This is a genomic window from Paracoccus zhejiangensis (genome assembly GCF_002847445.1).
GTDB lineage: Bacteria > Pseudomonadota > Alphaproteobacteria > Rhodobacterales > Rhodobacteraceae > Paracoccus > Paracoccus zhejiangensis.
On record NZ_CP025430.1, the window covers coordinates 1,879,912 to 1,893,038 of the forward strand.

Below are 13,127 nucleotides of genomic sequence, written 5' to 3' on the forward strand. Positions count from 1 at the left end.
GCCATGGCGCTGTTGAACATCAAGAACCTGACGGTCAAATTCGCCACAGCCACCGGCAGCTTTACCGCCGTGGACGGGATCGACGTGCATGTCGACAAGGGCGAGGTGCTTGCCATCGTCGGCGAATCCGGGTCGGGCAAATCGGTCTCGATGCTGGCGGTGATGGGGCTTCTGCCCGACACCGCCACCATCACCGCGGACGAGATGACCTACGACGGGCGCGATCTTCTGAAGATGTCGAAGGCCGAGAAGCGCAAGCTGATCGGGCGCGAGATCACCATGATCTTCCAGGAACCCATTGCCTCGCTGAACCCGGCCTTCACCGCCGGCTTCCAGATCGAGGAGGTGCTGCGGATCAATCTGGGCATGTCGAAGCGCGAGGCCCGCGCCCGTGCGATCGAGCTGTTCACCGCCGTCGGCATCCCACAGCCCGAGGAAAAGCTGAAGGCCTATCCGCACCAGATGTCGGGCGGGCAGAGCCAACGGGTGATGATCGCCATGGCGATTGCCAGTAATCCGCGCCTGCTCATTGCGGACGAGCCGACCACGGCGCTGGACGTGACCATCCAGAAGCAGATCCTCGACCTGTTGATGAAGCTGCAAGAGGATTACGGCATGGCGCTGATCCTCATCACCCATGACATGGGCGTGGTAGCCGAAACCGCCGACCGGGTGGTGGTGCAATACAAGGGCAAGAAGATGGAAGAGGCCGACGTGCTGTCGCTGTTCGAGGCACCGCAGAACCCCTATACCCGCGCGCTGCTGTCGGCCCTGCCGGAACACGCGACCGGTGACCGACTGCCCACCGTCTCCGAGTTCTTCCAGAAGGAGGGTGCGTGATGGCAGAGAATACCCCCGTCGTCGAAGGCCGCGCCATCGTTCAGGACTATCATGTCCCCGGCAGCCTCTTCACCGGCAGCAAGACGGTGCGCGCGCTGAAGGGCATCGATTTCGCGGTCCAGAAGGGCAAGACGCTGGCCATCGTCGGCGAAAGCGGCTCGGGCAAGTCGACGCTGGCAAGGATCATCGCGCTGATCGATGCGCCCTCGGGCGGCGAATTGCGCATCGACGGACAGCCGGTTGATATCTCGAAACACCGCCCCGACAGCGCCCTGCGGTCCAAGGTGCAGATGGTGTTCCAGAACCCCTATGGCAGCCTCAACCCGCGCCAGAAGGTCGGCGATGTGCTGATGGAGCCCTTGATCATCAACACCCGCACCCCCGCCGCCGAACGGCGCGAGCGGGCCGAGGCGATGCTGGTCAAGGTCGGCCTCGGGCCCGAACACTTCAACCGCTATCCGCACATGTTCTCGGGCGGCCAGCGGCAGCGGATCGCCATTGCCCGCGCACTGATGCTGAACCCGCAGCTGCTGGTGCTGGACGAGCCGGTCTCGGCGCTGGACCTGTCGGTGCAGGCGCAGGTGCTGAACCTTCTGGCCGATCTTCAGGACGAGTTCGAGCTGACCTATGTCTTCGTCAGCCATGACCTGTCGGTGGTCCGCTATATCGCCGATGACGTGATGGTTCTGTCCAAGGGCGAGGCGGTCGAACAGGGCACGCGCGAGGCGCTGTTTGCCGATCCGCAGCATCCCTATACCAAATCGCTTTTCGCCGCGACGCCGGTTACGGATGTCGAGGCGATCCGCGCGCGGGTGGTGCAGCGTCAGGCGGCCCGGCAGGCACAACGGGCGTGAGCGTCACCGATTACGACACCGCGCTGGCGGCGTTCACGCGCGTGGACGCCCCGGCCATTCCCGATGCCGAGTTCTCGGGCCGTATCGACACCTTGCGGGCCGCGATGCGGGCGCAGGGTATTGATGCCGTCTGGCTGGATGCCAGCGCCTCGCTGACCTATTACACCGGCCTGTCGCTCGGCCTGTCGGAACGGCTGCACGGCGCGCTGATCGGCGCGGATGGCCGGCTGACCTATGTGACGCCGAATTTCGAACGACCAAAGCTCGAAACCCTGATCCGGCTTCCCGGCGATATCGCGGTCTGGGAAGAGGACGAGGACCCCTTTGCCCTGATCGCCGCGCAGGCGCAGGGGCGGGTGGCGCTGGACCCGGCCATGCCCTTCGGCTTTGCCCATCGGCTGATGGCCCTGCCCGGCCTTGCAGTTGTCTCGGCTGGCGAGCTGATCGCGACGCAGCGGCGGATCAAATCCGCCGCCGAGTTGGCAATCCTGCAGGTGGCGATGGAGGCCAGCCATGCGGTGCAAAAGGCCGTTCATACCGGCTTGCGCCCCGGCATCGGCACGCGCGAGGTCAGGGATTTCATCGAGGCGGCGCATCAGACGCTTGGCCTGACGCCGGTCTTTGCCGCCGTGCAATTCGGCGAGGCCACCGCCTATCCGCATGGCGTGCCCTATGAACAAACCCTGGCCGACGGCGACATGGTGCTGGTCGATCTGGGTGGCAAGCTGCACGGTTATCACTCCGACATCACCCGGACCTATATCTACGGCACGCCCTCGGCGCGGCAGCGGCATCTGTGGGCGTGTGAGCAGCGCGCCCATCAGGCCGGCTTCAACGCTGCGCGTCCAGGCGTGCCCTGCGCCGCTGTCGATGCCGCCTCCCGCGTCTCGCTGCTGGCGGACGGGTTCGGCCCGGGCTACCTCGTGCCCGGCCTGCCGCATCGGACCGGCCACGGGCTGGGGCTGGAGATCCACGAGGAACCGTGGATTGTCGCCGGCAACCAGACGCCGCTGGCCCCCGGCATGTGCTTCTCCATCGAGCCGATGCTGTGCGTCTATGGCGAATGTGGCGTCCGGCTGGAGGACATCGCCTACATGACCGAGACCGGCCCGCGCTGGTTCGTCGCGCCGTCGGATTCGATCGACAGGCCTTTTGCCTGAGTGAGGCAGCGCTGGGCGGCGCTGGTTAGTACATGACGGTATAAAGCGTGATCTCGACCGGCGCGCCGGGCTTGATCTGGGCGCTGCCACGGGCCAGCAGCCAGCCATCCTCGCGCAGAAGCTGGGCGACGATCTCCTGTGTGGGCGCGGCCTTTGCCAGCGTCGTGGCGGGAAGCGTGAACTCCAGCGCCGTTGCCTTGCCATTGCTTTCAACGCCTGCCGTCGCGGCGAGAGACTGCGCCGTCTTCGCGACTGCCGAATTCTCGAGTGTGATCTCGATCTGACCCTTGGGGATAGGCCCGCCGCCCTCGAAGGTGACGGTGCCGCTGACGCCGCTTGATTGCGCTGAAACCGAACCGGCAACCACCGCAACCGCAGCGGTTCCAGCGGCAAACAGCAATCGACGGCGATCTGTCTGGCGCTTCATCAGGATGTTCCTTCCGATTGAACGGTGCGGGGCGCCACTGGTCGGGCGCCCCGGATGGTCATGCAGAAAACGGAAGGGGAGACCGGAAGGTTCCCCCTCCTCGCCGCTATCAGATGATGACGAAATCCGCCGCCGAGAGGTTCAGCCGCGCCGCAAGCTGCGCGAACTGGATCGCCTCGCCGTCGCCAGACCCATCGGCGTCATAGGACAGGGTGCCGTCATTGGTATCATAGATGATCCGGTCATTGGCATCCTGTGCCGTGCCGGCCTGACTGCTGTGGAACGCACCGAAGGTCAGAACGCCGGTGTCGCCGAGTTCGCTGAACCGGTCCAGATCCAGCAGGATCGTGTCGTCGGCCACGTTGAAGTCAGTGATCCGGTCGACATTGTCCGGGCCAAGTTCGGTCGAGAAGCGGAAGCTGTCCTCACCCGCGCCGCCGGTCAGGATATCGGCACCCAGTCCACCATCCAGCAGGTCGTTGCCCGCGCCACCGTTCAGCCGGTCGTTCCCGGCCTCGCCCGGCTCGGCCGGAGCCGGCGGGAAGTCGACCGAGACGTTCAGCTCGTAGGTCGAGCCTGCCGGCACGGCCTCCGACCAGCCATCGCCCGGAGCGGTGGGATTCCACTCGCCTTCGAGGATGTAGTAGGTACCGGATTCTTCGACGACAAAGACCGTGCTCGAATCCCGGCCACTGGACGAACCGGGGTCACCGCCGCCATCGTCATTCTCGGCAACGATATTGCCTTCGCTGTCCAGAAGCCTGACCCAGCTGTCATGGATGTTGGGATCGGCGATATGGTCGATGTCGATGGTGATGACCGTGCCGGCCGCCAGATCGATGCGGTAATAGCCGCCCTGACCGTTGCCGGTGGCATTGACGGTGGTGTGCAGCACCGTGGTCGAGTCGAAGATGTCGGGATCTTCCGCCAGCGAGAAGTTGTTCGAGATGTCGAAGGCGGTCGCGATCGAGTTGTTGGTCGCATCGGGCCCCAGCGTGGCATAGCCGGTGCCCATGCCGGGACGCGGCAGCGGCTCGCCCTGGTAGGCGAAATCGCCCTGCAGGACATCATCGCCACCGCCGCCGTCGATCCTGTCATCGCCCCCCTGCCCGGTTAGAACGTTGGCGGCGCCATTGCCCTTCAACCGGTCATCGAAGCCCGATCCCGCTAGGTTCTCGATCGAGACATAGGTATCCCCGGCATTCTTGGCACGGCCAAGGTCAAGATTGACCCCGCGCGTCGCGTCGGCGTAATCCGCCGTGTCGCTGCCGGCGCCGCCATTCAGCGTGTCGGCCCCGCCACCACCGGTCAGGCGGTCATCGCCCGAACCACCGGCCAGGTTGTTGGCCTGACCATTGCCGATCAGGTAGTCATCGTGAAGCGAGCCGACGACATTCTCGACATTGGCGATGATGTCATGCCGGATGACCGTGCCACGCCCGACGATCTGCACTGGCCCGTCGCCATCGCCGCCATTGGCCGTGCCATTCAACAGATCGACCGTCACCCCGGCGGAGCTGCCGGAATAGACGATGGTGTCGATCCCGTCACCGCCATCCAGGTAGTCCTGACCGGTACCGCCGATCAGCGTGTCATTGCCGGCCTCGCCATAGAGGATGTCGCCGTCATTGCCGCCATCGAGGATATCGTTGCCGGCCCGGCCATTGAACACGTCACCGCCGCCACGACCGATGAAGTGGTTGGCCGCAGCAGTCCCGATGAAGCGGTCGATCCGGTCATCCGAGCCGATCAGGTTCTCGATGCTGTAGAAGGTATCACCCGAACCGGTGCCGCCGCTGGCAACGTTGGTTTCCAGGTTCACCAGAAGCTGGAACGGGCTTTCCGTGCTGTAATCGACCGTGTCGGACCCCGCGCCGCCACGGAACACGTCAGCGCCGTCCTGCCCGCGCAGCACGTCATCGCCCTCGCCGCCGTCCAGCGTGTCGTCGCCGGCGCCGCCGACCAGTGTGTCATTGCCACGCCCGCCATAAAGCGCGTCCGCCGCATCGTCGGTCTCGGTCTGGTCCTCCAGCTCGGCGATGGGAATGGTGTTGTTGATGTCGCGGCTGGCCAGCGTATCGCGGCCGCCGATCAGCAGGTCATCGCCATCGAGGCCAAAGATCGTGCTGCTGCCCGCACCGGCGTTGATGGTGTTGTCGCCCGCGTCGCCGAAGATGAGGTTGCCGATGGTGCCGCCGCCCGGCGGATTGGTGCTGCCACCATTGCCCGGCTCGGTGGGCGTGGCGTCGGCGTAGATGATGTTCTCGACATTGGCGATGTTCCGGATCCGGATCGAGCGGTCCATGATGATGACCGTGTCGTTCCCACCATTCGCCAGCTCGCGCACCACGTCATCGCGCGAGTCGATGATATAGGTGTCGTCGCCGCCATTCCCGGCCATGCTGTCGGCACCGCCGCGCCCGTCCAACACGTTGTTGCCGTCATTGCCGATCAGCACATCGGCATAGTCGCTGCCGATGCCGTTCTCGATGTAATACTCGGTCTCGTCGGCATTGTGGCCGGCAAAGATCGAGACGTTGTTGCTGTGGCCGTTGACGCTGGAGAATTGGCCGGCGCGCAGGTCGAGGATCGTCGCATGGGTCGAGCCCGAGAAGTCGATCGTGTCTTCCCCGCCGGTGTCATGGATGACGAAGCCGATATCGTGCTGCATCCCGGTGGCGGTCAGCTCATAGCCATATTGCGTGCTGTTGAAGCCGTAATGGTTGTCGCCGGTATTCAGGTTGATGACCTGGTAGGTGCGCACGCCGTTCTCGTCCACGGTCGAGAAGAAGCGGCGGATGACCGCCTCGATATCGGCCATCAGCGGCGTCGAGGCCGACCAGCGGCTGTCCTCGCCCACGTCGATGCCGTCGAAATAGGACATGACGCTGTACTGCTGGCGGTCATAGGTCCAGGTCGCGTTGTTCAGGTAGTTGATCTGCACGCCACCGGGGCCGCTGTAATTGTAAAGGCCGGGGTGGTTCAGGCCGAACTCATGGCCGAACTCATGGATGAAGCTGTCGAAGACATAGCCGCCGATATCGGTCAGGTTCGGCTCGGTATCGTGGAAGCGCTGGCCGACGCTGACATAGCGGTTGCTGGAGAAAGCGCTGCCGTCACTCGGCTCGCCGATCTCGGGGCTGACCACCCGCATCCAGTCGGTCGCGGGGTTCCACGGCGTGTCTTCAACGATCTCGAACTCGAGCGGCGTGACCGAGGACCACATCGTCAGGGCACCGACTGCCGCCGCCTTGTAGTCGGGGTGATCGTTCAGCTCCGAGACATTGATCCGCAGCGGGTTCGCGGCGATGGCCGGCGTCAGGCTGCGCGGCAGCGCGCCGAGATAGTCGAGGAAGGCATCGTAATCCTCGCTCTTGCCATAGGGATTGTCCGGGGTCTGATCGTTCACCCACCATTGTTCGACGGTCTGATTCGGTGACGGCATTTTTTCTCGCTCCCTGTGTAACAACTATAAGTGGTTAAGAAGGCATGACTCATCCGCTGTCGGCCAATAGCCGGCATCGCATGTTCCGTGTTGGAGACCTCCCACCTTGGTTAACAATGCGGCGGGAACCGGGGCCTGTCCACGTTTTTCCCTGTCGAGGAGTCGCAGTGAAAATGACTATAAATCAGCATATTGCGCCAGATCACAGATTCGTTGGCGAAATTCAGCCTATGGACTCAAGCCGGGCTTCCCTAACGTCAACTTCTGTGCGCGAGCGACGAGCGGGCCCCAGCACCGCGCCGATGCCCCGTCGAAAACCGCGGGAACAACTATCAACCCAGAGCAGAGAACCGCTGCCCCTTGGCCGAATCCCGGCAGGGCCGCAAAGGTCTGCGAAGGCTGCGGTCAGACCAGACAGAGCCCAAACCGCCATGACGCTCGAAACCGGCGCCCACACGGGCGCCGAAGCAACCGCGCTGTGCCGGGGCTAGGCCTGCAACAGAAGCAGCGGTCGGGCGTGGCGAGGTACCACCGGCCCAATGAAAAAGGGCCGGGCAATCTGCCCGGCCCTCGTTTCAGCGTGTCAATTCTGCGCCTCAGTTCAGCGCCTTGTTCAGGTATTCGTCGACCTTTTCCAGGTAACCCATGGTGGTCAGCCATTTCTGGTCCGGACCAACCAGCAACGCCAGGTCCTTGGTCATGTAGCCATCTTCGACGGCCTGCACGGTGACCTTTTCCAGCGTCTCGACGAATTTCATCAGCTGCTCGTTGCCGTCCAGCTTGGCGCGGTGCTTCAGGCCGCCGGTCCAGGCGAAGATCGAGGCGATCGAGTTGGTCGAGGTGGCATTGCCCTTTTGGTGCTCGCGGTAGTGGCGCGTCACCGTGCCATGCGCGGCCTCGGATTCGACGATCTTGCCATCGGGCGTCATCAGGACCGAGGTCATCAGACCCAGCGAGCCGAAGCCCTGCGCCACGATGTCGGACTGCACGTCGCCATCATAGTTCTTGCAGGCCCAGACATAGCCGCCCGACCATTTCAGCGCCGAAGCCACCATGTCGTCGATCAGCCGGTGTTCGTAGAAGATGCCGGCCTTCTTGAAGGCATCGGCGAACTCGGCGTCATAGACCTCCTGGAACAGATCCTTGAAGCGGCCGTCATAGGCTTTCAGGATGGTGTTCTTGGTCGACAGATAGACCGGATAGTTCCGCTGAAGGCCATAGTTGAAGCTGGCGCGGGCGAAATCGCGGATCGAGTCGTCAAGGTTGTACATGGCCATGGCCACGCCCGAACCCGGCGACTGGAACACCTCGTGCTCGATGGTCTCGCCATCCTCGCCGACGAACTTGATGGTCAGCTTGCCCTTGCCGGGGAAGCGGAAATCGGTGGCGCGATACTGGTCGCCAAAGGCGTGACGGCCAACGACGATCGGCTGGGTCCAGCCCGGCACCAGACGCGGCACGTTCTTGCAGATGATCGGCTCGCGGAAGATCACGCCGCCGAGGATGTTCCGGATGGTGCCGTTCGGGCTGCGCCACATCTTCTTCAGGCCGAATTCCTCGACCCGCTGCTCGTCCGGGGTGATGGTCGCGCATTTGACGCCGACACCGTATTTCTTGATCGCCTCGGCAGCGTCCACGGTGATCTGGTCGTCGGTGCGGTCACGCTCCTCGATGCCCAGATCGTAATATTTCAGGTCGACATCGAGATAGGGCAGGATCAGCTTCTGCTTGATGAAATCCCAGATGATCCGGGTCATCTCGTCGCCGTCGAGCTCGACGACCGGGTTTGCTACCTTGATCTTCGACATGGGTGGTCCCTTCGATTGAATGCGAGTTGCCGCCTCATAGCCGCAATCGCGCCGAAAGAAAAGACGGTATGCGATGGTATGCCGTTACAATCACGCGGGTGGATGCCGTGGCTTAGACCGAAGCGACGTCCCTGTCGAAGTGGTCCCGCACCCGCTGGCGCAGCCAGTCCCAGACCACCGGCGCCCCGCGCGCGATCTTCTCGCCCACGCGGGCCTCGACCTGATCATAGGTCACGTCATATTCGACCCAGCCCGCCCCGCCAGAGCCGAGGTTCTGCAACACCGGCTGGCAGCGGTCCAGAGACTTGGCAAAGACGGCATCGGGCGTCTCGGCCGCCTCGAATTCCTGCCAGAGCGCCATCAACTCGGCCCCCTGCCCCTCGGGCAGCATTCCGAACATCCGCCGCGCGGCGGCCAATTCCGCGACCTGAATTTCCGCCGAGCCATGCGCCTGACCGCCCGCCGAATGCAGCGGCACATCACCCACGTCGATCTCGACCAGATCATGAATGAGCAGCATCCGGATCACACGACCGATCTCGACGCCCGGCCCGGCCTGATCGGCCAGCACGAGGGCGTAGAGCGCCAGATGCCAGCTATGCTCGCCGCTGTTCTCGGGGCGCGAGGCATCGATCAGGGTATTGGCGCGATAGACCGATTTCAGCTGGTCGGCCTCGGCCAGAAACCGCAGCCGCGCCGCCAGATCCCCCTCAGGCAAGGGCTGACCGTCGATCAGCGCCTGCGCCACCGCCATCACCTCGGGCCATTCGGCCTGCAGTCGCGCCGCGCGCCCGCCCGACAGGTTGTCGCGCACGATCTGCACATGGTCGGGTAGCGGCTCAGTGGCCATCAGCGCCTGGAACAGCGGCTGGCTGTGATCCATGCGCTTGGCCATGGCCGCGTCGGGCGTGACCCCGGCCTCGAATTCCTGCCACAGCGCCAGCAACTCAGCGCCATCCGGCGAGAGCCCAAAAATCCGCTCGGCCGCGCGCGCCTCGGCCAGACGCAGCGCCTCGGGATCATGGGCCAGATGGATCGGGTGGTCGCCCGTGTCGATCTCGACCAGATCGTGCAGCAAAAGCATGGCGATCGCCCGGTCACTGGCGCCGAAGGCCAGCGCATATAGCGCCACATGCCAGCTATGCTCGGCGCTGTTCTCGGGCCGCGACAGGTTCAAGAGCACATTGGCCCGCAGGACCGATTTCAGCCGGTCGGCCTCGACCAGAAAGGCGAATTGCCGATCCAGCCGGGTCCCGGCCGTCAGGCTCAACGGCTGGTCTCTGTCAGCCGTCGCCGCACGTAGGTCTGCACCAGATCGATCATCGGCTTCATGTGCACCTCGTCATCGCGGAAGAAGTGGTCCGCGCCCTCGATTTCCTCGTGGGTGACGGTGATCCCCTTCTGCTCGCGCAGCTTGCCGACCAGTGAATGGGTGTCCTTGGGCGGCGCCACGCGGTCGGCGGTGCCGTTCACGATCAGGCCCGACGAGGGGCACGGCGCGAGGAAGCTGAAATCATAGACATTGGCCTGCGGCGCGACCGAGATGAAGCCGGTGATCTCGGGGCGGCGCATCAGCAGTTGCATCCCGATCCAGGCACCAAAGCTGAAGCCCGCGACCCAGCAATGCTTGGAATTCGGGTTCATCGCCTGCAGGTAATCCAGCGCCGAGGCGGCGTCGGACAATTCGCCGATGCCCTGGTCGAACTCGCCCTGCGAACGGCCCACACCGCGGAAATTGAACCGCATCACGGTGAAGCCCATGTTGTAGAAGGCGTAATGCAGGTTATAGACCACCCGGTTGTTCATCGTTCCGCCATATTGCGGATGCGGATGCAGCACGATGGCGATGGGCGCGTCGGGCTTGCCGGGCTGCGGATGATAGCGGCCTTCCAGACGGCCTTCGGGGCCGGCAAAAATCAACTCGGGCATGGGCTTCCTTCACGGACAGGGATTTCTTGACGCAAAAGCGGTCGGGCTCTAGACCACACTATCTGGTGCTGCGGCGCCGAAAGCGCAAGAACAGGGCATCTGCGGCATAGCGCAGCGCCAAGCGGGCCGTCAAGAAATCCGCTGCGGCCCGAATGACAGGGGAACGAAATGAAGCTCTCGACCAAGGGGCGTTACGCGATCATCGCGCTGACCGATCTGGCCATCGCCAAGCCCGACGAGTTGACCTCGCTGGCCGAGATCGCGGCGCGTCAGGACATCTCGCTGGCCTACCTTGAGCAGCTGTTCGTCCGGCTGCGCCGCGCCGGGCTGGTCGACAGCGTGCGCGGCCCCGGCGGCGGCTACCGCCTCGCCCGGACGCCCGAAACCATCCGCATCGCCGAAGTCCTCGAAGCCGTGGACGAGACGGTCAGCGCCATGCATGTGGGCGCCGGCGCCTCGGGCGGCGTGTCGGGCTCGCGCGCACAGACGCTGTCAAACCGGCTGTGGGAGAGCCTTTCGGCCCATGTCTACGTGTTCCTGCACAACCACACGCTGGCAGATGTGGCGAAGAACCAGCTGCTGCCCTGCCCGGCCTTGCCGCGCCTCTTCAGCGTCGTGGACGACTGACCCGCCCGCGACCGGCAACCGGGGTCGTCAAATTTTTTGCAGCATCTGCAATTACTTGCATCGTTTGTGCGTGATTCCGCGCATCGGCCTGCACCAAATGTCTGATTTCATCATTTCTGGGGAACCAGAGGCGTTCTCGGGAATAGTGACTGTGTCAGTTCACTGACACCGATGTGACGCCCGGCGACCGCAGGCTCGCTGCGCTGTCCTTGGACGGGCCGTCAGGCCATGGCGCAGGGGGAAAGAGATGGCGAAAAAGAAGAAGGACCGATCGGCCGAAGACGGTCAGGAGGCTGACCTGTCCCGACAAGACCTTACCAGCATCAGTGCCGAGACCGATGACGGCGACCATCCCGCCATGACCCTGTCAGATCCCGAACCCGAACCGGACACTGGGACGATGGCCGCGAACGGTCACGACGCCGGTTCCCGGAAGAAGGGCAAGAAGGGGAAGAAGGACAAGGCCGAACCAGAGGTGCTTGGGTCGAACAAGGCAGTCGAGACGATGTTCCGCAACGCCTACCGGGCGGAACTGGACACCATCGCCCTGGCCGCGACCAAGGCCAATATCATGATCTCGCTGAATGGCTTCATCATCTCGGCGCTGATGATCTCGGGCGCCTTCATCTTCGCCTCCTCGCCCGCCTTCCTGCTGCCCGCCGGCGTCTTCATGTTTACCGCCGCCGTCTCGATCATCTTCGCGCTGCTCTCGGCCTCGCCCGAGCGCGCCGACCTGATCGGCGCCGTCTGGGGCTGGATGCGCGATGTGGCCGCGCGTCGCGCCCGACTGCGTGACCTGCGCGCGCGGGTTCTGGTGGCGCAGGAGCCCGCGCCGAGCGAGGATCTGAACGTGCTGATCTACGAGGATCGCGTGCGGCTGACGCGCGAGGATTACTGGTCGCGGATGCAGGCGCTGATGCGCGACCGCGAGCAGGTCTATTACCGGATGAGCGATCAACTCTACTGGCTGGGTGCCGTCGCCGACCGCAAGTTCCGCCTGCTGAACCTGTCCTATACCAGCTTCCGCTGGGGACTTCTGGCCTCGGTCGTCACCTTCATCGGGCTGAAGGGGGTCATCGCTGCCATCGGCACCGCCAGCAGCGAGAATATCGTGCGATTGCGTAACCTTGGCATCGGTTCCTTCGAAGCGATCTACGAACCTTCGGCTGTCCAGCAGCTCTCGGATGGCCGCATCCTCGTGGTCGAGGACGAGGCGACGCGAGCGATGAACCTGCTGACGCTGTCCGAGGATGGCAGCCTCAGCGAGGACCGGGCCACCGGGCTGCGCATGGCCCGCAGCTTCGGACGGCAGTTGAACGATCTCGAGGGGTTGACCATCGACGCACAGGATCGCGTCTATGCCATCACCTCGCATTCGCTGACCAACAAGGGCGAGCGCAATCCCGACCGCGAACAGTTGCTGCGCTTCCGTGTCTCGGGTGGCAGCGTCGGCGACATCCACAGCTTCGCCCAGTTGCGCGACGCGCTGGCCAGCGATCCGGTGGTCACCGAGGCACTGGCCGCAGAACTGGGCGAGGAGCCCGATTTCGACGATCTGAACATCGAGGGACTGGCCTATGTGCGTCAGAGCGGCCATCTCTATCTCGGCCTGCGCGCGCCCCTGGCGAATGACCGATCGATCATCATCGCCATCGAGAATCCCGACCAGGTCTTCGACGGCGGCGCCGCACCGCGCTTTGGCCCGCCCATGCTTCTCGACCTCCAGGGCGGCGGCATCCGCGCGCTCAGCTTTGACCCAATCCTCGGCAGCTTCCTGATGGTGAACGAGATCGAGGGATACGAGGGCAACCGCTATTCGCAGCTCTGGTCATGGTCGGGCGCGCCGAGTGTTCGCCCCGAACCGATCGCCCTGCCCGACATCATCAACCTGAACAACGTCGAATCCATCGACTCGATCACCTTCGCCGGGGAGCCGCGCCTCTTGATCATGAGCGACGAGGGCAGCGAAAAGAAGAACGAGCCCGCGCGCTACATGATGCTGGATTACGAGCAACTGGCGCCGTGACGGCGGCGCCT

General features: G+C 64.1%; 10 protein-coding genes. 5 read left to right on the plus strand and 5 right to left on the minus strand.

Annotated elements, in window-relative coordinates:
* Window positions 1–3: 3 nt before the first annotated feature.
* From CX676_RS09120 to CX676_RS09130, 3 genes are read left to right on the plus strand one after another with little or no spacing between them, the layout of a single operon-like run.
* Window positions 4–840 carry an ABC transporter ATP-binding protein gene (locus tag CX676_RS09120; protein WP_101752338.1) on the plus strand — a complete coding sequence of 279 codons (837 nt, stop codon included), beginning with the start codon at window positions 4–6 and terminating at the stop codon, window positions 838–840.
* Entirely contained in the window at window positions 840–1,694 is an 855-nt protein-coding gene (locus CX676_RS09125; protein WP_101752339.1) for an ATP-binding cassette domain-containing protein, read from the plus strand. The genes CX676_RS09120 and CX676_RS09125 overlap by 1 nt, the downstream gene beginning before the upstream one ends.
* Window positions 1,691–2,854 carry a M24 family metallopeptidase gene (locus tag CX676_RS09130; RefSeq protein WP_198590309.1) on the plus strand — a complete coding sequence of 388 codons (1,164 nt, stop codon included), beginning with the start codon at window positions 1,691–1,693 and terminating at the stop codon, window positions 2,852–2,854. The genes CX676_RS09125 and CX676_RS09130 overlap by 4 nt, the downstream gene beginning before the upstream one ends.
* A 25-nt stretch (window positions 2,855–2,879) precedes the next feature.
* Here the strand turns inward: CX676_RS09130 and CX676_RS09135 are convergent, their stop codons facing one another.
* The 5 genes from CX676_RS09135 to CX676_RS09155 all read right to left on the minus strand — a co-directional run bounded on the left by CX676_RS09135 (window position 2,880) and on the right by CX676_RS09155 (window position 10,463).
* Window positions 2,880–3,281 (minus strand): hypothetical protein, encoded by a 402-nt coding sequence (locus CX676_RS09135; protein ID WP_101752341.1) that lies wholly within the window; start codon window positions 3,279–3,281, stop codon window positions 2,880–2,882.
* A 109-nt stretch (window positions 3,282–3,390) separates the two neighbouring features.
* Complete coding sequence (locus tag CX676_RS23210) at window positions 3,391–6,726, minus strand: M10 family metallopeptidase C-terminal domain-containing protein (protein WP_101752342.1); 3,336 nt, start codon at window positions 6,724–6,726, stop codon at window positions 3,391–3,393.
* Between the two features lie 596 nt (window positions 6,727–7,322).
* Window positions 7,323–8,534: an NADP-dependent isocitrate dehydrogenase gene (locus CX676_RS09145; protein ID WP_101752343.1), complete on the minus strand. Its 1,212-nt coding sequence runs from the start codon at window positions 8,532–8,534 to the stop codon at window positions 7,323–7,325.
* A 112-nt stretch (window positions 8,535–8,646) separates the two neighbouring features.
* Window positions 8,647–9,804 (minus strand): HD domain-containing protein, encoded by a 1,158-nt coding sequence (locus tag CX676_RS09150; protein WP_232816632.1) that lies wholly within the window; start codon window positions 9,802–9,804, stop codon window positions 8,647–8,649.
* Complete coding sequence (locus tag CX676_RS09155) at window positions 9,801–10,463, minus strand: alpha/beta hydrolase (RefSeq protein WP_101752344.1); 663 nt, start codon at window positions 10,461–10,463, stop codon at window positions 9,801–9,803. The genes CX676_RS09150 and CX676_RS09155 overlap by 4 nt, the downstream gene beginning before the upstream one ends.
* Before the next feature lie 168 nt (window positions 10,464–10,631).
* Here CX676_RS09155 and iscR point away from each other — a divergent pair, with 168 nt between their 5' ends.
* Together iscR and CX676_RS09165 are read left to right on the plus strand one after the other, a co-directional pair.
* Entirely contained in the window at window positions 10,632–11,090 is a 459-nt protein-coding gene (gene iscR / locus CX676_RS09160; RefSeq protein ID WP_101752345.1) for a Fe-S cluster assembly transcriptional regulator IscR, read from the plus strand.
* Between the two features lie 247 nt (window positions 11,091–11,337).
* Window positions 11,338–13,116, plus strand: coding sequence for a Pycsar system effector family protein (locus CX676_RS09165; RefSeq protein WP_101752346.1), 1,779 nt, complete (start codon window positions 11,338–11,340; stop codon window positions 13,114–13,116).
* Window positions 13,117–13,127: the final 11 nt, after the last annotated feature.

What these genes read in the sequence shown, in the direction of transcription:
- CX676_RS09120 (WP_101752338.1), top strand. Translation starts at nt 4, where the DNA reads ATGGCGCTGTTGAACATCAAGAACCTGACGGTCAAATTCGCCACAGCC.
- CX676_RS09125 (WP_101752339.1), top strand. Translation starts at nt 840, where the DNA reads ATGGCAGAGAATACCCCCGTCGTCGAAGGCCGCGCCATCGTTCAGGAC.
- CX676_RS09135 (WP_101752341.1), bottom strand. Translation starts at nt 3,281, where the DNA reads ATGAAGCGCCAGACAGATCGCCGTCGATTGCTGTTTGCCGCTGGAACC.
- CX676_RS23210 (WP_101752342.1), bottom strand. Translation starts at nt 6,726, where the DNA reads ATGCCGTCACCGAATCAGACCGTCGAACAATGGTGGGTGAACGATCAG.
- CX676_RS09145 (WP_101752343.1), bottom strand. Translation starts at nt 8,534, where the DNA reads ATGTCGAAGATCAAGGTAGCAAACCCGGTCGTCGAGCTCGACGGCGAC.
- CX676_RS09155 (WP_101752344.1), bottom strand. Translation starts at nt 10,463, where the DNA reads ATGCCCGAGTTGATTTTTGCCGGCCCCGAAGGCCGTCTGGAAGGCCGC.
- iscR (WP_101752345.1), top strand. Translation starts at nt 10,632, where the DNA reads ATGAAGCTCTCGACCAAGGGGCGTTACGCGATCATCGCGCTGACCGAT.
- CX676_RS09165 (WP_101752346.1), top strand. Translation starts at nt 11,338, where the DNA reads ATGGCGAAAAAGAAGAAGGACCGATCGGCCGAAGACGGTCAGGAGGCT.